Below are 21332 nucleotides of genomic sequence, written 5' to 3' on the forward strand. Positions count from 1 at the left end.
GGGAGATCACCGCGTCTCGGTACGGCGAGCCCACCACGTCGCCAGACCGGCGCCGGACAGGTTGTGCCATACCGAGAACAAAGCGGCGGGCAGCGCCGCGGCCGGTGAGAAGTGCGTAGCCGCCAGGCTGGCCGCCAGCCCCGAGTTCTGCATGCCCACCTCGATGCTGACCGCCCGCCGGGCCGCCCGGTCGAGCCGGGCAACTTTCGCGGTGGCGTAGCCCAGCAGCAGGCCCAGCACGTTGTGCGTGATGACCGCGAGCGCCAGGAGCAGCCCGGTCGAGAGCACGGTCTGGGCGTTGGCGGCCACGACGCCGATCACCACGAGGACGATGCCGCTGACGGAGACCAGCGGCAGGTACGGCAAAACCTTCGCGACGAGCCCGCCGGCGACGGCGCGCACCACGAGGCCGGCGAGCACGGGGACGAGCACCACCTGGACGATCGAGCCGAACAGGTCCATGAATCCGACGTCGAGCTGCTCGTCGGCGAGCCAGAGGATGAGTGCGGGCGTGAGGAACGGGGCGAGCAGCGTGGAGATCGCGGTCATCGTCACCGACAGGGCGGTGTCGCCCTTGCCGAGGTACACGATCACGTTGGAGGCCGTGCCACCGGGCGAGGACCCGACCAGGATCATGCCGAGCATCGCCATCCCGGTGAGCCCGTACAACCCGCCGACGGCCCAGGCGAGCAGCGGCATGATGACGAACTGCGCCACGACGCCGATGAGCACCGCCCACGGCCGCTTGGCCACGAGGGCGAAGTCACTGCCCCGCAGGGTCAGCCCCATGCCGAACATGATGATCCCGAGGAAGAGCGGGATGTGCGCGGCGAGCGGCGCGAGCTGGGCCGGAGCGATCAGGCCGGCCACTCCGCCCAGCAGCACCAGTACGGCGAACCAGCGCCCGGCCAGCTCTGCGATCTTCCGCAAGGTTCCCAAGGTCTTTCCTCTCCCGGTTCCGACGTCGGTATCGGCCGGGCCACCGTAGACCCGGCCCGGGTGAATTCCGGGCCGGGTCCGTCAGGTGGTCATTCCCAGCGGAACAGCTTCACGCCGAGCGGGAAGAGCACGAGCGTCCATCCGGTCAGCACGAGCACCTGTGCCAGGGGGAAGCCCTCGTTGCCGAACCAGCCGGCGGTCAGCCCTTGTGCTGACGCGCCGAGCGGCAGGTAGAGGCCGATGTCCTTCATCCAGTCGGGCATGATCGACAGCGGCACCCACACCCCGGAGAACATCAGGGACGGGAAGTAGATCAGCATCCCCAGGCCGGACGCCGACGTTCCCTTCTCGGCCCGCGCGGCGACGAGCAGCCCGAGCGAGAACATGGCCGTCGTCGAGAGCACCAGGACGAGGAGCACGACCAGCATGTCGGCCGCGAACGGGACGCCCAGCACCACGATGGCGCTGACCACCGCGACGCCGGCCGACACGATCAGCGCGAGCACGTTGATCACCATGTGCACGCCGATCAGGTTCTGCGGCGGCATCGGGGTGGTCGAGAGCCGCTTCAGGATGCCCTTCTCCCGGAACGTCGCGAACTGCACCGGCATGGTGGTCAGCGAGATGGTCCCGACGGCCAGCGCCACGATGGTGGGCAGGTAGCTGGTGATGCCGGGCGCCTCGTTCCAGGGCGGCTCGGCGTCGACCATCGGCTCCTGGAAGGCGGGGATGGCGAGCCCGAGGCCGAGCAGCAGCATGGTCGGGAAGACCAGCGCGAAGAACACGGCGGTCGGGTCCCGCAGCCACACCTTGAGCTCGGTCGCGAGCAGCTTCCCGAAGCCGCGGGTGCGTCCGCGGCTTCGGCCCGCCACTGCGGGCACGGTCTGTTCGACGGCGGTCATGCCGCCACCTCCTCGTTCTCCTCTGCCCGGTACTCGCGCCCGGTGACCTGGACGAACACATCCTCGAGCGTGCGTTCCACGGTGCGTACGTCGTCGGGTACGACGTCGGCGGCGGCGAGCGCCTGCACGACGGCGAACAGCACCTTGCGGGTACCCGTCACCTCGATCTCGTCGCCGACGGCGATCGCGCCGGTGACGTCGTCGTCGTGGTCGGCGAGGGCGGTGAGCACATTGACGGCGCGCCCGCGGGCGCCGTCGTCGGAGAACCGGAGCAGGACGCCCCGGTCTCCCTCGAGCCCTTCGATCAGGGCCGACGGCGTGCCTTCGGCGACGACGCGGCCGCCGTCGATCACGACGAGCCGGTCGCAGAGCCGCTCGGCCTCGTCCATGAAGTGGGTGACCAACAGCACGGTGACGCCGGAGTCCCGGACCCGCTCCACGAGGTTCCAGGTCGCGCGTCGCGCCGCCGGGTCGAGGCCGGTGGTGAGCTCGTCGAGGATGGCCACCTGCGGTTTGCCGACCAGCGCCAGGGCGATGGACAGCCGCTGCTTCTGCCCGCCGGAAAGCTTGGCGAACTGCTGGTCGCGGTGCGCGGTCAGGTCGAGGAGGTCCAGGAGCTCGGCGGAGTCCGCGCGGGCGGAGTAGAAGGAGCCGAAGACGTCGAGCGCCTCGCGGACGGTGATCTTGTCGTGCAGGGCGGCCTCCTGGAGCTGGATGCCGACGTGCTCGCGGATCAGCGCCGGGTCCGCCTGGGGGTTCTGCCCCAGGACGCGGACCGAGCCGCCGTCGGCGTGCCGGAGCCCGGCGACGCACTCCACGGTGGTGGTCTTGCCGGCCCCGTTGGGGCCGAGGATGCCGAAGATCTCACCGCGCGTGACCTGGAAGGACACGTCGGCGACCGCTGTCTTGGGGGTCCCGCCGCGCCGCGCGGCGGGGTAGGTCTTGCGGAGGTGTCCTACCTCGACGACGGGAGCGCTGGCGTCGAGCTGGGGAGATGTCACAGGGGTTCTCCTTTGTGGTTGGTCCTCAGCCGAGAGCCGGGCGCAGGGGCATGTCGCGGTAGAAGCGGTCGACGGCGAACGCGGTGACGGCCACGGCCAGGACGCCGCCACCGAGACCGAGCAGGGTTCGTGCGGTGCCCGCGCCCACGAGCGGGTCCCAGCCGAAGATGTACCCGCTGTGGACCGACCAGTCGACGAAGAGCGCGATGGCCAACAGGGCGAGGATCCAGAAGCTGCCACCCCAGGCTCCGAGTCGCTGGAAGCCTGCCGGGAGGAGCGTGCCGATCAGGATGTAGGTGGCGAGCACGAGGGTCTCGCTCGCGGCGTCGACGATGAAGCTGCCTCCGGGGACCAGCCCTTGCCGGAACTGCCAGTCCCAGCCGAGTGCGTTCCAGGTCAGCCCTTCGGCAGTCACCAGCGCCGCGGCCATGATTCCGTTCGCGAGGCCGACGTACAGGGCGCTCCGGAACAGCCCGGCCACGAACGAGCTGCGGGTGCCTCCGGAGGCGAGATGGAGGGGAAGTGTCACCGCGACGAGGATCATCCCCATCGTGAACAGGAACCAGCGTGTGGAGCCGAGGACGTACTGCAGGGTGCCGCCCTCGAGCACGCTGAACCGGCTCTGCAGGACGGCGATCACGATGCTGGCGAAGATGATCGAGGTCCAGTACCAGACGCCGGTGAGCAGCAGGCCGCCGCCGAACCTCTTCTCCATCGCCAGCATCGTGCGCCGGTGGGCAAGGCGTCCGCTCTCATCGAGGTCGATGGTGGCGCTCATCGCTCGCTCTCCTTCCGTGCCGTGGTGCTGGTGAGGTGGACGAACAGGTCCTGCAGCGGGACCGAGCCGATCGCGACCCCCGAGTCGGCGGCCTCCGCCGCCTCCTCGTCGGTGAGCGGGCCCTCGACCGTGACCATGGCGGTGGGCCCCAGCTCCTGCCGGTGCAGCAGTCGGTGCCCGGCGGCGAGGCGGGCGACGGCGTCGGCGTTCCCCGTGAGGCTCGTGCCCCGGCCCCGCATGTCGTCGGCCGGCTCGGCCAGGAGAATCCGCCCGCGGTCGACGACCACGACGTGCTCGAAGAGCCGCTCCGACTCCTCGACGAGGTGGCTGGACAGGATGATCGTGCGGGGGTGCTCCGCGTAGTCCTTGAGCAGCTCGTCGTAGAACGCGTACCGCGTCGGCGCGTCCATACCGAGGTACACCTCGTCGAAGATCGTCAGCGGAGCGCGCGCAGCCAGACCGATCGTGGCACCGAGCGCCGAGCGCTTGCCGCGCGACAGAGCGCTGGGGGTCTTGCGGACGTCCAGCTCGAACAAGTCGAGCAGCCGGTCCGCGTAGTCACTGTCCCACCGGGGACGCGCCGCCGCGTAGTGCTTGAGCGTCGCGCTGACCTTCTCGTCGGTCAGGACGTCGCCGGCCTCCCGGACCAGCTGGACGCCTGACACGATCGCCGGGTTCTCGAACGGGTCTTGCTCGCTGCCCTCGGGGCCCACACGGACGGTGCCGGCCGTGGGCCGGCGGAACCCCGCCAGCAGGCTCAGCAGGGTGGTCTTGCCCGCGCCGTTCCGGCCGAGCAGGCCCGTGATGGCGCCGGCGGGGAACAGGCTCGTCGCGCCGTCGAGCGCGATGCCGCCCGTCGCCTTCGAGAACGTGCCCTGCTGCGTCACGCGCCACGAGGTGCTGTAACGCACGGCGACGTCGTCCAGCCGCGCGCCGAACGGATCGAGGCTCATCACTTCTCCTTCTTGGCGACGCCCGCACCGGAGCGGGGGGCGCGGCCGAGCACGTAGTCGATGATGTCGCCGACAGGGATGTCGAGGATGTCCGCCTGCGCCAGCGCGGGGTCGAGGACCTCGGCGAAGTAGCGCTGCCGGTGGTCGGCGAGCAGCTTCTCGCGGGCACCCGGCGCGACGAACATGCCCAGGCCGCGCCGCTTGTAGAGCAGGCCCTCCTCGACCAGCCCGGAGAACGCCTTGGCGGCCGTCGCGGGGTTGATCCGGAAGGTGGTCGCGAACTGCGTGGTGGACATGACCTGCTCCTCCTCGCCAAGCTCGCCGGAGAGCACCTGGGCGCGGATCCATGCTGCGATCTGCACATATATGGGCTCGGGTCCGTCGAACATGTCTCGGTCCTGACGTTCAGTGGTTCGTTACTGCACTAATGAACCATAGAAGTTCGCGACGCGCAACAGGCCTCGGTCCCACGCTCTACTTCGGGGAACGACAGACGCCGAGGTAGAGCGTGTGTCCGGCACACGTTCCACCTCGGCGTCGTAGGGCGACTGCCGGGCTACGCCCTATGTGTCCGCCGCCTCCGCGATGTCGAGCGTCTGCAGCTCGGCCAGGTCCGCCGCGATGAGCTCGGCGATCTGGATGGTGTTCAGGGCTGCGCCCTTGCGGAGGTTGTCGCTGCTGACGAAGAGGACCAGGCCCCGGCCGTCCGGGACGGACTGGTCCTGCCTGATACGGCCCACCAGGGACGGGTCGATGCCGGCCGCCGCGAGCGGCGTCGGGACATCGGCCAGCTGGACGCCCGGGGCGTCGGCCAAGAGCTTGCGGGCCTCGTCCGGGGTGATGGGCCGCGCGAACTCCGCGTGGATCGACAGCGAGTGCCCCGTGAACACGGGCACCCGCACGCAGGTGCCCGCCACGGCCAGGTCGGGCAGGCCCAAGATCTTGCGGGACTCGTTGCGGAGCTTCTGCTCCTCGTCGGTCTCGCCCGAGCCGTCGTCGACCAGGTTGCCGGCGAACGGCAGCACGTTGAACGCGATGGGCGCCACGTAGGCCTTGGGGTCGGGCAGGTCCACCGCTCCGCCGTCGTGCACCAGGCCCTCGATCTCCTGCCCCACGGCGGCCCGCACCTGGCCGGCCAGCTCGGCCACCCCGGTCAGGCCCGAGCCGGACACCGCCTGGTAGGTCGCCACGCGCAGCCGCTCCAGCCCCGCCGCCTGCGCCAGCGGCGAGAGCACCGGCATCGCGGCCATCGTGGTGCAGTTCGGGTTGGCGATGATGCCCTTGCCGGCGTCCGTGATCGCCTCCGGGTTCACCTCGGACACCACGAGCGGGACCTCGGGGTCGCGCCGCCACGCCGACGAGTTGTCGACGACGACGGCGCCCGCCTCGGCGAACCGCGGCGCGTGCTCGCGGGAGGTACCGCCGCCCGCGGAGAAGACGGCGATGTCGATGTCGGCGAGGTCGCCGGTGGCGGTCGCCGCGACGTCCTCGACCGGCACGTCCACCCCGGCGAACGGCAGGGTGGTGCCCGCCGAGCGGGCGGACGCGAAGAACCGGATCGACGCGACGGGGAACTCCCGCTCCTGCAGCAGGCGGCGCATCACGCCGCCCACCTGACCGGTGGCGCCGACGACGGCGACGTTCACGCCGTACTCGGAGATGGTGACCATGTCAGCGCCCCGTTCCCGCGTAGACGACTGCTTCGCCGTCGACGCCGTCGAGCTCGAACGCGGTGTGCACGGCGCGCACGGCGTCGTCCAGGGAGTCCGCGCGGGTGACCACCGAGATGCGGATCTCCGAGGTGGAGATCATCTCGATGTTGATGCCGGCGTCCCGCAGGGCGCCGAAGAGCCGCGCCGAGACGCCCGGGTGGGACTTCATGCCGGCGCCCACGAGCGACAGCTTGCCGATCTGGTCGTCGAACTGCAGCGAGTCGAAGGCCAGCTCGCTCTGCACCGCGGTGAGGGCGGCCATGGTGGCGGGGCCGTCGCCATCGGGCAACGTGAACGAGATGTCGGTGAGGCCCGTGGCCGCCGCCGACACGTTCTGCACGATCATGTCGATGTTCGCGCCCGCGCCGGCCACCACCTCGAAGATACGGGCGGCCATGCCGGGGACGTCCGGCACGCCGATCACGGTGATCTTGGACTCAGAACGGTCGTGCGCGACACCGGAGATGATCGGGGCTTCCATGGCGTTCTCCTTCGACTTCTTGTCTGCCGCGACCACGAGCGTGCCGTCGTGGGCGCTGAACGAGCTGCGGACGTGCACCGGCACGCCGTACCGGCGGGCGTACTCCACGCTGCGCAGCGCGAGCACCTTGGCGCCGCAGGCCGCGAGCTCCAGCATCTCCTCGTAGGAGACCTGATCGATCTTCCGCGCGGCGGGCACGATGCGCGGGTCGGCGGTGAACACGCCGTCGACGTCGGTGTAGATCTCGCAGACGTCGGCATCCAGGCCGGCCGCGAGCGCCACGGCGGTCGTGTCGGAGCCGCCGCGGCCGAGGGTGGTGACGTCGTTCGTGGACTCGGTGACGCCCTGGAAACCGGCCACGATGGCGACCTGCCCCCTGTCCAGCGTCTCGCGGATGCGGTGGGGCACGACGTCGACGATCCGCGCCCGCCCGTGCACGGCGTCGGTGATGACGCCTGCCTGCTGGCCCGTGTAGGACTTGGCCTTCACGCCCAGGTTGGTGATCGCCATCGCCAGGAGCGACATCGAGATGCGTTCGCCGGCGGTGAGGAGGATGTCGAGCTCCCGCTTGGGCGGGAGCGGGGTGATCTGCTGTGCGAGGTCGAGGAGCTCGTCGGTGGTGTCGCCCATGGCGCTCACCACGACCACTACGTCGTTGCCCGCTCGCTTCGCCTCGGCGATCCGCTTCGCGACGCGCTTCACGCTGCGCGCGTCCCCGACTGAGGATCCACCGTACTTCTGCACGACAAGTGCCATGCGCCTGCCTTCCGTTGCCGGCCTCCGTCTCTTTCAACGGCCCGCCGGGTGGTTGGGTTTGCGCATTGATGGTACGACGGCGGGCATCCCGGGCGGCTGTGATGTTCACCGTGCGGGACGGTGCGGCCTATCCGGCGAAGACGTCCCAGGCCAGGCGGGCGATCAGGGCGCCCACCACGACCACGAACACCACGCGGACGAACTTCGAGCCCTTGGCGACGGCCATCCGGGCGCCGATGTAGGCGCCGATCAGGTTGGCCACTCCGAGCCCGAGACCCAGGCTCCAGATGACGGCTCCGCTCGGCACGAAGAAGATCAGGGCACCCGCGTTGGTCGCGAAGTTGACGATCTTCGCGATCGCCGACGCCGGGAGGAACGAGTACCCGAGGGCGCTCACGAGGCTGATGACCAGGAAGGTGCCCGTCCCGGGGCCGAGCAGCCCGTCGTACGCGCCGATCAGCAGGCCGATCACGGCGGCGATCCGCTTGTGCCCGTTGCCGACCCACCGCAGGTTGTCGTGCTGGCCGACGTTCGGCTTGAGCAGCGTCCAGACCAGCACGCCGACGAGCACCACGAGGATGATCGGCTTGAAGAGCGGGGCCGGGATGTAGGACGCGCCGATCGCACCGCCGAACGCGCCCGCCAGGGCCGCGAGCGCCATCGGGCCTGCGGTCCACAGGTCCGGCTGGACACGCCGGTAGTAGGTGATGGCGCTGGTGGACGTGCCCATGATGCTGCCGAGCTTGTTGGTCGCCAGGGCCTGCACGGGGCTGATCCCGGGGACGAGCAGCAGCGCGGGCAGCTGGATCAGGCCGCCCCCGCCGACGACGGCGTCGACCCACCCGGCGGCGAGGCCGGCGAGCAGGAGCAGGACGATGGTGAGGAGATCGAGTTCGGGCACGGGTGCATTGTCCGCGAATCGATCCGTTTTTCCGGCGGCGTCTCGATCAGGAGGACGGCGCGCTCACATCCGGGTGCCGCGGCGGACGGTGACCGGCGAGCCGTCGGCGATGAAGGCCGAGACCGGTTCGGCGGCGAGGCTCTCGACGAACGCCCGGCCGTAGACCTGCTCGACGTCGCACTCGAGGCCCGGGTCGGTGGCCTGCCAGACGTGCCAGCTCGGGTGCTCGACCCGGTACTCGACCGAACCGCCGCCCCGCTGCGCGGCGTAGCCCCAGTAGTGCTCGGTGATGAACTGCTCCTGGGAGCCGTCGACGAGCGCCTGCGCGCTGCCCTGCGTGGTGGCCCGGACATGATGCCAGGCACCGGCGTCGCGCCACGAGTACTCGACGACGCCGTCCGGCGTGTCGCGGTCGGCGGCAAGGTCGATCCGGTGCCGCATCGGCCGGGCCACGTACTTCTCGCCGTAGGCGGCACGGGCGACGGTGGCCAGGGCCCAGCGCGGCACGATCTCCTTGACGAAGACGACGCCGCGCCGCCAGCCGTCGTCGGCCCGGCGACGCACGTAGAACCGCAGGTTGATCTCGTCGAAGTCCCGGTGGAACGGGACCGGGACGCCGAGCAGGCGGGTGTCGAGGAACTGGAAACCGACCACGCTGACGAAGTACCGGCCGCCCCACGTGTCGAGCTCGACGCCGCGCGGTACGAGCGGCCGCAGGACGGCGGGTTCGGCCTCGTAGTTGAGCATCACCAGCCGACGCCACTGCGCCGAGAGGAACTTCCCGGTCCTGGCCTCGGGTCCCGCCACTGCTGTCACGCCGGGGAACGTACCAGCCCGCGGTCCGCATGTCAGTGCCGACCCGTAGGCTGACCTCTTGTGTACGAAGGCGCGGTCCAAGACCTGATCGACGAGCTCGGCCGGCTACCCGGCGTCGGGCCCAAGAGCGCGCAACGCATCGCGTTCCACCTGCTCGCGACCGACAACCAGGAGGTCAAGCGGCTGGTCGACGCGCTCACCGAGGTGAAGCTGCGCGTTCAGTTCTGCGAGCTCTGCGGCAACGTGGCGGAGTCGGAGCGCTGCCGCATCTGCCTCGACCCGCGGCGCAGCGACGAGGTGATCTGCGTCGTGGAGGAACCCAAGGACGTGGTCGCCATCGAGCGCACCCGGGAGTTCCGGGGCCGCTACCACGTGCTCGGCGGCGCCATCAATCCCATCGAGAACGTCGGCCCGGACGACCTGCGCATCAGCGAGCTCCTGGCCCGGCTGGCGGACGGGACGGTGCAGGAGGTCATCCTCGCCACCGACCCCAACGTCGAGGGAGAGGCCACGGCGACCTATCTTTCCCGACTGATGGCTCACATGGGTATCACTGTCTCGCGGCTGGCCTCGGGTCTCCCCGTGGGTGGAGACTTGGAGTACGCGGACGAAGTGACGCTCGGTCGCGCGTTCGAAGGCCGCCGCGTCATCGGCAACGACAAGTAGGTGGGACCACGATGAGTGAGATAACCCCTGGGTCGGACCTCCGCGAGGTCGCAGACCAGGTGTCCGCGCAGTCACGGACGTTCCTGTCGACAGTGACGCAGGTGGCGTCCGGTGGGATGCCGGGGGCGGAGCTCTCGCTGCTCGTCCTGGCGACGTCCGACCTGCTGGCGGCAGGGGCGCGGCTCGCCGCGATCGTGGACGTGGTGCCCAAGGAACGCTGGGAGCCCGACGCCGGCCCCGACACGGACCTCGACCCGCTGCGCGAGGCCCTGTCCAAGATGTTCGACGGGTTCGACGACTACACCGAGGTCGTGGACCCGGTGCTGGGTGAGGAGGTCGGGGCGGCGTCGCTGTCGGGCGACCTCGCCTGTGTCGCCGAGGCCGTGGCCAAGGGCCTGCAGCACTTCGACAGCGGCCACGAGATCGAGGCCCTGTGGTGGTGGCAGTTCTCCTACTTCTCGCTGTGGGGCGAGCGCGCCGCATCCGCCCTGCGGGTACTGCAGGTGCTGCTGGCCCACGTGCGCCTGGACGTGGAGGACGACGTCGCCGCCGAGGCGGAGTACGACGCCCTCCACTCCTGAACCGCGGCGGGTCAGGCGACCCGGGTGCCCTGGGGCAGCTCCCCCGTCGGGACCCGCAGGCGGTTCACCGCGACGAACACACCGGCCGCGCCGAGCAGCAGATCGAAGCCGAGGCCCCACGGCCACACGAGCTGGTCGGTCACCTGCACCGGCTCCACCGGGGACTCGGGCTGGGCGGTGTCGCTGTCCATCACGTACCCGCTGCACCAGTCCTGCGGCCCGTCGTTGCCGGTCCGGGCGTACCGCACCCCGTACTGCAGCATGGCGAGCATGTTTCCGTCCTCGGCGAGCGTCTCCGGGTCGCCGTTGAGGGGCTGCGCGTCGGCGACCACCACGAACGGGTTCGGGGCCAGCAGCCACCAGGTGCGCTCGCTGTGCCACACGTCGATCTCCTGGGTCTGCCACTCGCACTCGGGCGCCGTGGTCTCCTCCCAGGTGTACCCGCGTTCGACGTCCCACACGCGGACGCTCTCCGTGGTGGTGGTCGCGGGCACGAGCAGGCCGAACAGGATCGGCAGGACCGCGGTGATCGCGCCGATGGTCAGGTAGGTCAGCACCGCCGAGCCCGACGTCTTGCCGACCAGCGCCGAGAAGCCGAGGCCGATGGCGCACACGACGCCGAGCACCACCGCAAGCATGAGCACGGTGGTGAGCAGCGCCACCCAGTACACGCCGCCGCCGACCAGCGCCCAGACGAGGAACGGGATGCTCGCGACGAGGAATGCGAGCGCCGCGATCCAGGCCGCTGCGAGCTTGCCGAGCACGATCTCGGCCGGCGACAGCAGCGTGACCTGCAGCGTCGCGAGCGTGCCGGCGTTCCGGTCGCCGTTGATCGCGCCCGACGAGAGCGTTGGCGCCACGAGCAGCCCGAGGAACAGCACGAAGCCGACGACGATGCTGTAGACCGTGCCGCCGTACGAGTCGTCGGCACCGTACTGGTTGCCCGCGAGAATGCTGAACGCACCGGTGGTCAGCAGGGTGATCAGGCCGACCACCAGGAACCAGACGATCAGCGCGGCCTTCCACCGGGTGGACCGCACGCGCTGACGCAGCTCGAGCACCGCGACGGTGCGCAGGCCGTGCCAGGACAGGGACCACGTGCCGCGCCCGGCGGGCACCCCGCCGTCGGACGGCTTGGCCGGGACGACTTCCACGTCGACGCTCATCGTCGCTCCTCCTCGAGGGCCAGGTAGACCTGCTCCAGCACGCCGCCCGCGGGGGCGAGGCTCGACACGTCGATGCCGGCCTCGATCGCGGACCGCAGCAGCGCCGCGGCCGCGGCGTCGCCGGTCAGCTCGACGAGCAGGCCGGGGCCGTCGGCCTCCCTGCGGTAGGCCGTGCCGTTGTCGTCCAGCCAGGTCACGAGCGCGTCGGTGTCCAGCCCGGTCAGGCGCCACTCGCGCGGCCGGTCGGCGTCGGCCACGGACTGCGTGGCGACGGTGCGCCCGCGCGAGATGAACACCGCGTCGTCGGCCATCTCGTCGAGCTCGGTGAGCACGTGCGAGGAGACCAGGATCGTCTTGCCCTCGGCCGCGAGCCGGCGGATCAGCACCCGCAGGTCCACGCGGGAGCGCGGGTCCAGACCCGAGGCCGGCTCGTCCAGGAGCAGGACGTCGGGGTCGTGCACGAGGGCGCGGGCCAGGCCGAGCCGCTGCTTCTGCCCGCGAGACAGGACGTGCGCGGGCTGGTCGGCGAGCTCGGACAGGTGCACGAGCTCGAGGAGCTCGCTCGCGCGGGCCCGGCCGGCGGCCGCGTCGATCCGGTACGCGGCGGCGACGGTGGTCAGCACCTCCCGGGCCGTGAGGGAGTCCCATGTGCCGAAGACGTCCGGCATCCAGCCGGTCCGTGAGCGCGCCACGTAGTTCTGGGTCACCGGGTCCGCCCCCGCGACGCGGATGCTGCCGGCGTCCGGCGTCAGCAGCCCGGCGAGCATGAGCAGAAGGGTCGTCTTGCCCGAGCCGTTGGGACCGATGAGCGCGGTGACCCGGCCTGGTGCGGCGACCAGGTCGACGTCGGCCACGGCGTGCACCGGCCCGAACGAACGCCGCACGCCCTGCGCGCGGATACCACCGTCTGGTGTCATGCCGGGACCCTAGCGTGGCCGACTGCCCGGAGCCGTCGGTCCAGGGGATGAACCTGTGTCCGACCTGGGTCTGACAGTGCAGGTCAGGATGCCCGGCTCAGCCCCGCCGCGCCTTGCCCGTCGTGTTGAACAGGCCGCGCTCGCCGAAGGAGACGTTCCGGTCGATCGTCACGGCCACCTCGTCGCTTGAGAACCGCAGCTCCAGGCGCCACTCGAACGGGGTGCCCAGGAACACCATCCGGCCGCGCAGCGTCGACTCGTCGGTCCAGGCCGCGGCGGTCGCGACGTCGGCCGGCGCGCCCAGGAGCGAGCAGGTCCCCGGGCTCCACTCGCCGTGCCCGAACCGCACGAAGTGGTCCAGCCCGCCGATCGTGAAGGCCACTTCGGTGCGGCCGTGCGCGTCGCGGCCCAGCGTCAGCGCGCTGACGTCGCACTGGCTCGGCTGAAGCTCGTAGGTCACGCCCCGCAGCGACTCCTCGAGCGGTGTCGAGCCCGCCCCCGCCGGCGTGCGCAGCGCGGGCTGGAACGGGACGGCGGTATCCGCGCGGTCGGCCGAGGCGCCGTCGGGCCAGGCGTCGTCGGGCAGCAGCGTGTCCCACACCACGTCGAGCACGGACTGCAGGTCCGAGAGGCCCGACGTGATGGCGATCACCAGGTCCTTCTCCGGCCAGACCACGATGTACTGCCCGAAGGCGCCGTCGGCCCGGTAGGCCCCGTGGCGGCACTGCCAGAACTGGTAGCCGTAGCCCTGGGTCCAGTCGGACCAGCCGTCCGAGCCGTTCGCCACCTGCTTCGCCGACGCCTCCACCACCCACTGGGCGGGCACGAGCTGCTCGCCCGCCCAGACGCCGCCCTGCAGGTACAGCTGGCCGAACGCCGCCATCTCCTCGGTCGTGATCGACAACCCGAAGCCGCCGGTGTCGATGCCGTCCGGGTCCTGCTCCCATGCCGCGTGCGTGATACCGAGCGGCGCCAGCAGCCGCGGCGTGAGGTAGTCGAGCAGCCGCTCCCCGGTGAGCCGGTGCAGGATCGCCGACAGCAGGTAGGTCGCGCCGGTGTTGTAGACGAAATGGGTGCCCGGCTCGTGCTCCACGGGCTGCGCCAGGATGGCGCGGGCCCAGCCCGAGCCCGGCAGCGAGATGGTGCGGTCGATGCCCTCCATGGTCGAGGCGCTGTGGCCGGTCGTCATGGTCAGCAGGTCGCGCACGCGCATGGCGCGCAGCTGCTCGCTCGGGTCGGCGGGGGCGTCGTCCGGCAGGAGGTCGATCACCCGGTCGTCCAGGGTGAGCAGCCCCTCCTGGACCGCGATCCCGACGGCGGTCGACGTGAAGCTCTTGCTCACCGAGAACATCGTGTGCGGGCGGCCGGCGGTGTGCGGGTGCCACCAGCTCTCGGCGATCACCCGGCCGTGCCGCACCACCATGACGCTGTGCACGTCCTCGAGGCGGTCCAGGTGGTCGACGAGGCGCCGCACCGCTGCGGGATCGACCCCCTCGGCCAAGGGGGTGGACCGGGGCAGGATCCGCGACATGCTGGAGCACGTCCTTTCACTCGGCGACGCGACATTCTTTCCCACTCGGCGCGCCGCTGAAACAGGAGCCCGCCATGCGGTCAGGGCTCGCGACCGGCCGGCTCGTCGTTCTTCGGCAAGGGCGGTCATGTCAGCGCAACGACGAGAGTGACGATCGCCCCGACGGCAGCGAGCATGAGCGCCGCCGTCTGGATCATGCGGGGGTCGGCTCGAGGCGCGAGCAGGGCGCCCGCAACTGCGCCCGCTCCCAGCGCCCCGATGAGCACGACCCACGACAGGGGCGGGATCGAGATCCGCGGAGCCGCTGCCACGGCAATGACATTGATGACGGCCGAGACGCCTTGGAGCGTCGGGACGAAGGTCGGCCCGGCCCAGCCGGTGCGCACCGCGTAGATCGCCAGCGGTGGACCGCTCAGGCCCGCGGCCGCCCCGAGGCCTCCCGCGCTGGCACCGGCGAACAACCGCGCCAGCATCGAGTCACCGGACGGCCTGCCCCGGGTTCTCAGCCAGAAGGTCAGCGCGATGGCGACGAGAACCGCCACCCCGATCGTGGCCTGCAGGAGCGCCTGGTCTGCGCGCTGCACGAGGGGGGAGAGCGCCAGGATGACGACCGCCGACCCGGCCGCCATGGTGGCTGCCCGTCGCCACTCGATCTTGCCCGGGGAGGTCAGCAGAATCCCTACGTTGAGAAGCAGGGCCATCAGGTTGCACAGGGGCACCGCGGTCAACGGCCCGAACATCAGCACCAGCCCGGGTGCGCTCACCAGGGCGATCCCGATGCCGGTGATCCGCTGGGCGGTAGCCCCGATCGCCACGGCGAGGCACACAGCCGCCAGGCCAACAGCCTCCGTCATCTGTCTGCCCCGGCCGCGGGGCGACTCAGGCTCGTCACGAAGGTGATGGCGTCGCCCCGGTAGTGCAGGAGCTCGTAGTCGATGGGCTTCTGACCGATGGTGAACGTGGTGCGCTCGACCAGCAGGATGGGTTCTCCAGGTGCGATCTGCAGGTGTTCTCCGACGTGCTCCGTGGCGCTGGTCGCGCGCAGGCGGTAGGTCGCCTCGCGCAGCGGGATGCCGTGCTTCTCTTCCAGCAGGGTGAAGATCGGCTCGTTCTCGAGGTCTTCGCGGACCACGCCCTCGGCGATCCCACTGGGGAGCCAGGTCTGGTCGAAGGAGACCGGTCGTCCTTCTGCCAGCCGCACCCGTTCGATGAAGTCGACCGGGGATCCCGTCAGCAGGTCGAGCTGGGCCGCGACCGCGGGGGAGGCCGGCACCGTCTCGGCCGTGACCAGTTCCGCGGAGGCTCCGAGGCCCAAGGCCGCCATGTCCTCGACGAAACCGGTGAGCGCGGTGAGGGGCTGCTCGAGCTGCCGCTCGGCAACGAAGGTGCCCCGTCCCTGCTGCGTCACGACGACACCTCGGGCCACAAGGTTCTGAACGGCACGCCGGACGGTGATGCGACTCGCGCCGAACTCCCCGATCAGCTGGTCCTCGGTCGGCAGCCGGTCTCCAGGGGCCAGGCCGGTGGCGATCCTGGCCAGGAGCGCATCTTCGATCTGAGCGTAGAGCGGTTGTCTCGACACCAGGTTAGTATAACAACATAATGACTAGCCGCCGAATGTCTGGCCGGCGACGCTGACGAGGGCGCTGGCAGCAGGGGTCAGCGCCTCCCGCTCGCGCCAGACGATCCAGAACTCGCGGCTCAGGTCGATGTCGCTCACCTGGACCTGGTGCAGGACGCCGGTCTGCAGCTCCTGCCTCAGGCTGAGCTCTGACAGGACCACGGGACCCAAGCCCGCCGCCGCGGACGCCTTGAGCGCGTAGTTCGAAGCCAGGGTCGGGCCGGGCAGCAGCGGCACCCCCCGCTGGTCAAGCGCCGCTTCCAGGGTGTCGCGGGTGCCGGACCCGGGTTCACGCACGAGCAGGCCCGCCGCTCCCAGCTGGGCTGCCGTGATCGACCGCGCGGAGGCCCACGGGTGGTTCGGTGCCACCGCGACGACGAGGCGATCGCCGCCCAGCCGGCAACGGCTGAGCCCGGCGTAGCGGGTCGACGTCTCGACGAAGCCCACATCACACGTACCGCTGCGGACCAGGTCAGCCACGCCCGCCGAGTTGTTGACCGTCAGGGAAGGTGCAAGATCCGGCCTCTCCCGCTGCAGTACGGCGAGCCATTGGGGAGCGAGATGCTCGGCGATCGTCAGGCTCACCCCGGCTCGTACGTCACGTCGGCGCGTCTCGCGGAGGACGGCGACCGACCGGGTGAAGTTCTGCGCGGCCGTGACCGTCAGCGTCGCCCAGTCGGCGACAACTTTTCCGGCGGCCGTGAGGTCGCTGCCGCGATTCGTTCGCACGAGCAGAAGGACGCCGAGGCGGCGCTCGAAGTCTGCCAGCCGGCGACTCGCCTGTGGCTGCGAGAGACCCCGCGCCGTGGCCGCGGCGCCGATGCTTCCCTTCTCCACGACGTCGAGCAGCAGCTGGAGGTCCTCGAGGTTGGGCAGTTCTGCCATGCGCCCACCGTATGGCAACGATGCGGATCTGCCCTCTACCGGGTTCCCTTCATGCGCCTGACTCTTCAGGCATGGCACATACCGATCGTCGGCAATGGCAAGCCCGAGCAGCAGCGCTGACCTTGTTGGCGGGGGGAGCCGTTCTTGCCTGGATCATTCACTGGAGCGCGCCGGTGATCGGCGTCCTGACCGCCGCGGTCGGCCTCGGCATCGTCCTTGGCAACGTGCGGCCGCTGGGCGACACGCATGGTCACGTACCACGACTGACGAAGCGGCTGCTGCGGACGGGCGTCGCCCTGCTGGGGTTCTCGCTGTCGCTGGGGACCCTGTCGCAGCTCGGAACCTCCCTGGTGCTGCTGGTCGCCGCCACGGTGGCGGTCACGCTGATCGGTACGACGTGGCTCGGGCTTCGTCTGGGCCTCTCGCCATCCATGAGCCTCCTGCTCGGCACCGGGTTCTCGATCTGCGGCGCCTCCGCCATCGCGGCTGTCGAGGAGCATGCTGACGCCTCCGAGGATGAAGTGGCAGTCGCAATCGGCATGGTGACCCTCTTCGGCACCATCGTCATGGTGTCGCTCCCGCTCCTGCAGCACGCCCTCGGCATGGGTGACGCGGCCTTCGGCGTGTGGGCCGGCGCCAGTGTCCACGAGGTAGGTCAGGTGGTTGGCGCCGCGAGTGGTGCGGGCGCCACGGCGCTGGCCCTCGCGGTCACCGTCAAGCTCACGCGCGTCCTGATGCTCGCTCCTGCGGTGGTTGCGATCTCCGTCTATCAGCGGCTCCGACGGGGGCCCAGCGACCGGGCAACGCTGCCTCCGCTGCTTCCGATGTTCGTGATCGCCTTCATTGCGTTCATGGCCCTGCGCAGCACCGGATGGGTCCCGACGCAGTGGCATTCCGGTGTCGCCTTCGCTCAGCAGGCCACCCTCGCGGCCGCGATGTTCGGCATGGGCCTGTCGGTGCGAGTGCGGTCCCTGCTGACCGGGGGGCGAGCCGGTATCGCAGTCGCTGCTGGGGCGACAGCGCTGATCACCGTGCTCGGCCTTGTGGTCGCGGTGGCATGCTCTTGACGTGCGTGCGGCCACAGTCCGCCCCGGCGGATGCGCGCCAGTTTCCGGCGGATCATCGCCCATCGCCGTGTTTCCCTAGGTCAGCGACCATTCTGAGCGCGTGAGACTGGCGTAACTGTCGGGTAACCGGAGGTGCGCGGGCACGTAATGCGCGCCCCCAAGAGTCCTCGCATGAAGCCGACAAGGGATGACTCGGTGCCCACCGGGCGACGTTCCGGGCCGGTGCGCCGGATCCGGGACGTACTCCGAACGCGCATCCTCGAAGGTGTCTACGGTCGAGAGCCCCTCCCGCCGGAGCCCGGCCTCGCCCTGGAGTTCTGTGCCAGCCGCAACATCATCCGCGAGGTGCTCTCGCTTCTGCGCGAAGAAGGCCTGATCACCCGCATCCAGGGATCTGGCACCTTCGTCGTCGCCGGAAGGCTCGTCCATGGCCTCGACCGGCTTCGGGGCCTGGCGGAGGCCTTCGAGACCCGGCTGCCCCGCGTCACCAACGACGTGGTCCTGGCCGAGATGGTGCCGGCCGTGCCCCTGGTCGCGGAGCGGCTCCAGATCGAAGCGGGTTCGCCCGTCCTCTCCCTGGAACGCGTCCGCTTCTTCGACGGCGAGCCGGTGTCCCTCGATGCCAGCTACTTCCCCGCCGACATCGGTGAACCGCTGCTCGATCTCGACCTCGAGAACCGTGACGTCTTCGAGCTCATCGAGTCCGAGCTCGGCCTGCCGCTCGGCGCCGCACGCCTGCGGATCGAGGCCATGATCGCCGACCGTGTGGTGGCGGGGATGCTCCGCATCCGCCCTGGGGCGCCGCTGCTTTTCGTCGAGCGACTGACGCACACCGACGGTGGCCGGCCTGTCGACCTCGAGTTCCTGCGCTACCGGGGCGACCGGATGACTCTGGCCAGCTGGCTCGAGCGCACCCCTCTCGCCAACCCCTTCACGCCCGAGCACCAGACAGAAAGCGACTAGGCCATGCAGATTCCCGAAGTATCCGAGCGGCGCCGCATCGAGTGCGACGTCCTCGTCGTAGGTGGCGGCACGGCGGGCACGATGGCCGCGCTGACGGCGGCCAGCAACGGCGCCTCCGTCCTGATCATGGAGAAGGCACACGTCCGCCACTCGGGCGCCTTGGCCATGGGCATGGACGGCGTCAACAACGCCGTCGTCCCAGGAAAGGCGACCCCCGAGGACTACGTCGCCGACATCACCGTCGCAAACGACGGCATCGTCAACCAGCGCACCATCTACCAGACCGCCACCCGAGGCTTCGAGATGGTGCAGCGCCTGGAGTCCTACGGCGTCAAGTTCGAGAAGGACGAGCACGACGAGTACGCAGTCCGCAAGGTGCACCGCTCCGGCAGCTACGTCCTCCCCATGCCTGAGGGCAAGGAGGTCAAGAAGGTCCTCTACCGCGAGCTGCGGTCGCGCAACGTGCGTTCCAACGTCACCATGACCAACCGGCTCATGCCGGTTCGGGTTCTCACCGTGGACGGGCGGGCGGTCGGTGCCGTCGGCTTCGACACCCGGACCGGCGAGTTCGTGACCGTGTCGGCCGGGGCGGTGATCCTCGCAGCCGGTGCGGCCGGACGGCTGGGCCTGCCGGCCAGCGGATACCTCTACGGGACGTACGAGAACCCCACGAACGCCGGTGACGGCTACGCGATGGCCTACCACGCCGGCGCGGAGCTGTCAGGCATCGAGTGCTTCCAGATCAACCCGTTGATCAAGGACTACAACGGCCCGGCCTGCGCCTACGTGGCCAATCCGTTCGGCGGCTACACGGTCAACGGCGAAGGCAACCGCTTCGTCGACTGCGACTACTGGTCCGGGCAGATGATGGCGGAGGTCAAGCGGGAGCTGGAGAGCTCGCGCGGACCGATCTACCTGAAGCTCAGTCACCTTCCGGACGCGACGATCAGTGAGATCGAGGGCATCCTCCACACCACCGAGCGACCCACCCGCGGGACGTTCCACGAGGGTCGCGGGACGAACTACCGGGATCGTGACATCGAGATGCACATCTCGGAGATCGGGCTGTGCAGCGGCCACTCCGCCTCGGGTGTCTGGGTGGACGAGCACGCCAGGACCACGGTTCCGGGGCTGTACGCCGCGGGCGACATGGCCCTGGTCCCGCACAACTACATGATCGGCGCCTTCGTGTACGGAGACATCGCCGGGGAGGACGCGGCGATCTTCGCCAAGTCGGCCTCCCGTCCGGAGCTGCCGGAGGATCAGATCGAGGCCGCGCACGACCTGATCTACCGGCCGGCAGCCAACCCGGACGGTCCGCCGCAGCCGCAGGTCGAGTACAAGCTGCGCCGCTTCGTCAACGACTACCTGCAACCTCCCAAGACCGAGCGCTACCTCTCCTTGGGCGTCGAGGCATTCGAGCGCATGCGAACCGACATCGCTCAGATGGGCGCCCGCACGCCACATGAGCTGATGCGTTGCGCCGAGGTCAGCTTCATCCGGGACTGCGCGGAGATGGCGGCCCGGTCCTCGCTCGAGCGCACCGAGAGCCGGTGGGGGCTCTACCACGCGCGCGACGACATCCCTGCGCAGGACGACGCGAGCTGGTTCTGCCACCTCAACCTCAGCAAGGACGCCGGAAGCGGGGGAATGAAGTTCGCCAGGCGACCCGTGGCCCCCTACATCGTTCCCGTGCCGGGGTTCGAGCGACCCGACGGTGTTCCGGACGAGCTCGCCCCGCAGGGAGTCGAGCTCGCGGAGGCATGGCGATGAGCGCCCCGAACGCGCGCATCCTCGCCCTGCTCGAGCTCGTCGACGAGGCGCCGTCCGCGCAGGAGCTGGAGCCCTATCTCAAGAGCGACGATCCCGAGGTCCGCAGGACCGCGCTCACGGTTCTCAGCGAGGCTGGTGACGACTGGGCGGAGGCCGCGCCGTACTTCGCGGCGGCACTGACCGACCCGGACGACGCGGTACGCCGGCGCGCAGCCGACCTGCTGCGCGAGCTGCGCGAGGTGCTCCGGCCGGGTCCGGAGTTCATCGCGCACCTCCAGGTCGCGGCGAGCAGCGCTGACGCAGGAATGCGGTGCGCCGCGATCGGTGCACTGTGGCGCCACCGGCTGACGTCGCCCGCCGATCTCCTACGCTCCCTGTCCGACCCGGACCCACGCGTCCGCCGGGAGGTCGTCCTGGGTTTCGTCTCCCTGGACGATCTCGACGGTCTCGCTGCCGCGGCGGGGGATCCCGAACCCCGGATCCGGATCGCCGCGGCCCGCGGTGTCGGAGCGGTCGGTGATCCTCGGGGCATCGCCACGCTTGTCCGAATGCACGACGACAGTGACCACCTGGTTCGTGCCGCCGCCCTGAACGCACTGAGCGAGACCGGCTGCACCGACGACACGGTCGGGCTCGCTGTCGCCGGTCTGTCGGACGCCGCCTGGGAGGTGCGACAGGCGGCAGCGACGGCCCTGATCGAGTCGATGGCTGAAGGCGCTGTCGAACCGCTCATCGCCGCTGCCGCTGATCAGAACCTGGACGTTCGCAAGGCCGCCGTCAAGGCCCTGACTCCGCGTCTGGCCGAGAACCCAGATGTGCGCGAGGCACTGCTTCGCGCCCAGGGAGATGCGGACGCCGATGTCCGCGCCTTCGCCCGCATCGCCCTGGAAGCCGAGACCGGTTTCCCTACCTGAGAGGACCCA

At 70.3% G+C, this 21332-nt stretch carries 22 protein-coding genes; 6 read left to right on the plus strand and 16 right to left on the minus strand.

The features are described 5' to 3' along the window. Positions 1-6: 6 nt before the first annotated feature. From EW117_RS09820 to EW117_RS09865, 10 genes are all read right to left on the minus strand, one after another. Positions 7-930, minus strand: a complete 924-nt coding sequence (locus EW117_RS09820; RefSeq protein ID WP_129786149.1) for a bile acid:sodium symporter family protein — start codon at positions 928-930, stop codon at positions 7-9. A 98-nt stretch (positions 931-1028) separates the two neighbouring features. Beyond that, positions 1029-1841, minus strand: a complete 813-nt coding sequence (locus EW117_RS09825) for an ABC transporter permease (protein WP_129786151.1) — start codon at positions 1839-1841, stop codon at positions 1029-1031. Next, the gene (locus EW117_RS09830; protein WP_129786153.1) at positions 1838-2842 is read right to left on the minus strand and encodes an ABC transporter ATP-binding protein; all 1005 of its coding nucleotides are present in this window, start codon (positions 2840-2842) and stop codon (positions 1838-1840) included. Before EW117_RS09830 ends, EW117_RS09825 begins: the two co-directional genes overlap by 4 nt. A 25-nt stretch (positions 2843-2867) precedes the next feature. Beyond that, entirely contained in the window at positions 2868-3620 is a 753-nt protein-coding gene (locus tag EW117_RS09835; protein ID WP_129786155.1) for a hypothetical protein, read from the minus strand. Then, entirely contained in the window at positions 3617-4573 is a 957-nt protein-coding gene (locus EW117_RS09840; RefSeq protein WP_129786157.1) for an ATP-binding cassette domain-containing protein, read from the minus strand. The genes EW117_RS09835 and EW117_RS09840 overlap by 4 nt, the downstream gene beginning before the upstream one ends. Continuing rightward, positions 4573-4962, minus strand: a complete 390-nt coding sequence (locus EW117_RS09845; RefSeq protein WP_129786159.1) for a GntR family transcriptional regulator — start codon at positions 4960-4962, stop codon at positions 4573-4575. Before EW117_RS09845 ends, EW117_RS09840 begins: the two co-directional genes overlap by 1 nt. A 174-nt stretch (positions 4963-5136) precedes the next feature. Beyond that, a complete protein-coding gene (locus tag EW117_RS09850; RefSeq protein ID WP_129786161.1) occupies positions 5137-6243 on the minus strand; it encodes an aspartate-semialdehyde dehydrogenase in 1107 nt (368 codons plus the stop codon). Between the two features lies 1 nt (position 6244). Further along, positions 6245-7522, minus strand: coding sequence for an aspartate kinase (locus tag EW117_RS09855; protein WP_129786163.1), 1278 nt, complete (start codon positions 7520-7522; stop codon positions 6245-6247). 127 nt (positions 7523-7649) lie between these two features. Further along, entirely contained in the window at positions 7650-8423 is a 774-nt protein-coding gene (locus EW117_RS09860; protein ID WP_129786165.1) for a TSUP family transporter, read from the minus strand. A gap of 63 nt (positions 8424-8486) precedes the next feature. After that, on the minus strand, positions 8487-9239 hold the full coding sequence (locus EW117_RS09865) for a YqjF family protein (RefSeq protein ID WP_242504201.1): 753 nt from the start codon (positions 9237-9239) through the stop codon (positions 8487-8489). 60 nt (positions 9240-9299) lie between these two features. Here EW117_RS09865 and recR point away from each other — a divergent pair, with 60 nt between their 5' ends. Beyond that, entirely contained in the window at positions 9300-9905 is a 606-nt protein-coding gene (recR, locus tag EW117_RS09870; protein WP_129786167.1) for a recombination mediator RecR, read from the plus strand. 11 nt (positions 9906-9916) lie between these two features. Then, positions 9917-10486, plus strand: a complete 570-nt coding sequence (locus tag EW117_RS09875) for a DUF5063 domain-containing protein (RefSeq protein WP_129786169.1) — start codon at positions 9917-9919, stop codon at positions 10484-10486. A gap of 11 nt (positions 10487-10497) precedes the next feature. Here the strand turns inward: EW117_RS09875 and EW117_RS09880 are convergent, their stop codons facing one another. From EW117_RS09880 to EW117_RS09905, 6 genes are all read right to left on the minus strand, one after another. Further along, on the minus strand, positions 10498-11652 hold the full coding sequence (locus EW117_RS09880) for an ABC transporter permease (RefSeq protein ID WP_129786171.1): 1155 nt from the start codon (positions 11650-11652) through the stop codon (positions 10498-10500). Next, positions 11649-12569, minus strand: coding sequence for an ABC transporter ATP-binding protein (locus tag EW117_RS09885; protein WP_165362619.1), 921 nt, complete (start codon positions 12567-12569; stop codon positions 11649-11651). Before EW117_RS09885 ends, EW117_RS09880 begins: the two co-directional genes overlap by 4 nt. Positions 12570-12666: 97 nt before the next feature. Continuing rightward, positions 12667-14100: a serine hydrolase domain-containing protein gene (locus EW117_RS09890; protein ID WP_129786173.1), complete on the minus strand. Its 1434-nt coding sequence runs from the start codon at positions 14098-14100 to the stop codon at positions 12667-12669. Between the two features lie 125 nt (positions 14101-14225). Next, positions 14226-14954 (minus strand): TSUP family transporter, encoded by a 729-nt coding sequence (locus tag EW117_RS09895; RefSeq protein WP_129786175.1) that lies wholly within the window; start codon positions 14952-14954, stop codon positions 14226-14228. Beyond that, on the minus strand, positions 14951-15682 hold the full coding sequence (locus EW117_RS09900; RefSeq protein WP_207211828.1) for a GntR family transcriptional regulator: 732 nt from the start codon (positions 15680-15682) through the stop codon (positions 14951-14953). The genes EW117_RS09895 and EW117_RS09900 overlap by 4 nt, the downstream gene beginning before the upstream one ends. A 24-nt stretch (positions 15683-15706) precedes the next feature. Then, positions 15707-16606 (minus strand): LysR family transcriptional regulator, encoded by a 900-nt coding sequence (locus EW117_RS09905; RefSeq protein ID WP_129786179.1) that lies wholly within the window; start codon positions 16604-16606, stop codon positions 15707-15709. Between the two features lie 11 nt (positions 16607-16617). Between EW117_RS09905 and EW117_RS09910 the strand changes: the two genes are divergently transcribed. From EW117_RS09910 to EW117_RS29725, 4 genes are all read left to right on the plus strand, one after another. After that, positions 16618-17673: a YeiH family protein gene (locus EW117_RS09910; RefSeq protein ID WP_129786181.1), complete on the plus strand. Its 1056-nt coding sequence runs from the start codon at positions 16618-16620 to the stop codon at positions 17671-17673. A 171-nt stretch (positions 17674-17844) separates the two neighbouring features. Continuing rightward, positions 17845-18636 (plus strand): GntR family transcriptional regulator, encoded by a 792-nt coding sequence (locus tag EW117_RS09915; protein ID WP_165362620.1) that lies wholly within the window; start codon positions 17845-17847, stop codon positions 18634-18636. Positions 18637-18639: 3 nt separating this feature from the next. After that, the gene (locus tag EW117_RS09920) at positions 18640-20409 is read left to right on the plus strand and encodes a fumarate reductase/succinate dehydrogenase flavoprotein subunit (protein WP_207211829.1); all 1770 of its coding nucleotides are present in this window, start codon (positions 18640-18642) and stop codon (positions 20407-20409) included. After that, positions 20406-21323 carry a HEAT repeat domain-containing protein gene (locus EW117_RS29725; RefSeq protein ID WP_207211830.1) on the plus strand — a complete coding sequence of 306 codons (918 nt, stop codon included), beginning with the start codon at positions 20406-20408 and terminating at the stop codon, positions 21321-21323. Before EW117_RS09920 ends, EW117_RS29725 begins: the two co-directional genes overlap by 4 nt. Positions 21324-21332: the final 9 nt, after the last annotated feature.

Origin of the sequence: Promicromonospora panici (assembly GCF_900608595.1) — a bacterium.
GTDB classification, from domain to species: Bacteria; Actinomycetota; Actinomycetes; order Actinomycetales; family Cellulomonadaceae; genus Promicromonospora; species Promicromonospora panici.

What these genes read in the sequence shown, in the direction of transcription:
- EW117_RS09825 (WP_129786151.1), bottom strand. Translation starts at nt 1,841, where the DNA reads ATGACCGCCGTCGAACAGACCGTGCCCGCAGTGGCGGGCCGAAGCCGC.
- EW117_RS09835 (WP_129786155.1), bottom strand. Translation starts at nt 3,620, where the DNA reads ATGAGCGCCACCATCGACCTCGATGAGAGCGGACGCCTTGCCCACCGG.
- EW117_RS09840 (WP_129786157.1), bottom strand. Translation starts at nt 4,573, where the DNA reads ATGAGCCTCGATCCGTTCGGCGCGCGGCTGGACGACGTCGCCGTGCGT.
- EW117_RS09845 (WP_129786159.1), bottom strand. Translation starts at nt 4,962, where the DNA reads ATGTTCGACGGACCCGAGCCCATATATGTGCAGATCGCAGCATGGATC.
- EW117_RS09850 (WP_129786161.1), bottom strand. Translation starts at nt 6,243, where the DNA reads ATGGTCACCATCTCCGAGTACGGCGTGAACGTCGCCGTCGTCGGCGCC.
- EW117_RS09855 (WP_129786163.1), bottom strand. Translation starts at nt 7,522, where the DNA reads ATGGCACTTGTCGTGCAGAAGTACGGTGGATCCTCAGTCGGGGACGCG.
- EW117_RS09875 (WP_129786169.1), top strand. Translation starts at nt 9,917, where the DNA reads ATGAGTGAGATAACCCCTGGGTCGGACCTCCGCGAGGTCGCAGACCAG.
- EW117_RS09880 (WP_129786171.1), bottom strand. Translation starts at nt 11,652, where the DNA reads ATGAGCGTCGACGTGGAAGTCGTCCCGGCCAAGCCGTCCGACGGCGGG.
- EW117_RS09885 (WP_165362619.1), bottom strand. Translation starts at nt 12,569, where the DNA reads ATGACACCAGACGGTGGTATCCGCGCGCAGGGCGTGCGGCGTTCGTTC.
- EW117_RS09890 (WP_129786173.1), bottom strand. Translation starts at nt 14,100, where the DNA reads ATGTCGCGGATCCTGCCCCGGTCCACCCCCTTGGCCGAGGGGGTCGAT.
- EW117_RS09895 (WP_129786175.1), bottom strand. Translation starts at nt 14,954, where the DNA reads ATGACGGAGGCTGTTGGCCTGGCGGCTGTGTGCCTCGCCGTGGCGATC.
- EW117_RS09905 (WP_129786179.1), bottom strand. Translation starts at nt 16,606, where the DNA reads ATGGCAGAACTGCCCAACCTCGAGGACCTCCAGCTGCTGCTCGACGTC.
- EW117_RS09910 (WP_129786181.1), top strand. Translation starts at nt 16,618, where the DNA reads ATGGCAACGATGCGGATCTGCCCTCTACCGGGTTCCCTTCATGCGCCT.
- EW117_RS09915 (WP_165362620.1), top strand. Translation starts at nt 17,845, where the DNA reads ATGAAGCCGACAAGGGATGACTCGGTGCCCACCGGGCGACGTTCCGGG.
- EW117_RS09920 (WP_207211829.1), top strand. Translation starts at nt 18,640, where the DNA reads ATGCAGATTCCCGAAGTATCCGAGCGGCGCCGCATCGAGTGCGACGTC.
- EW117_RS29725 (WP_207211830.1), top strand. Translation starts at nt 20,406, where the DNA reads ATGAGCGCCCCGAACGCGCGCATCCTCGCCCTGCTCGAGCTCGTCGAC.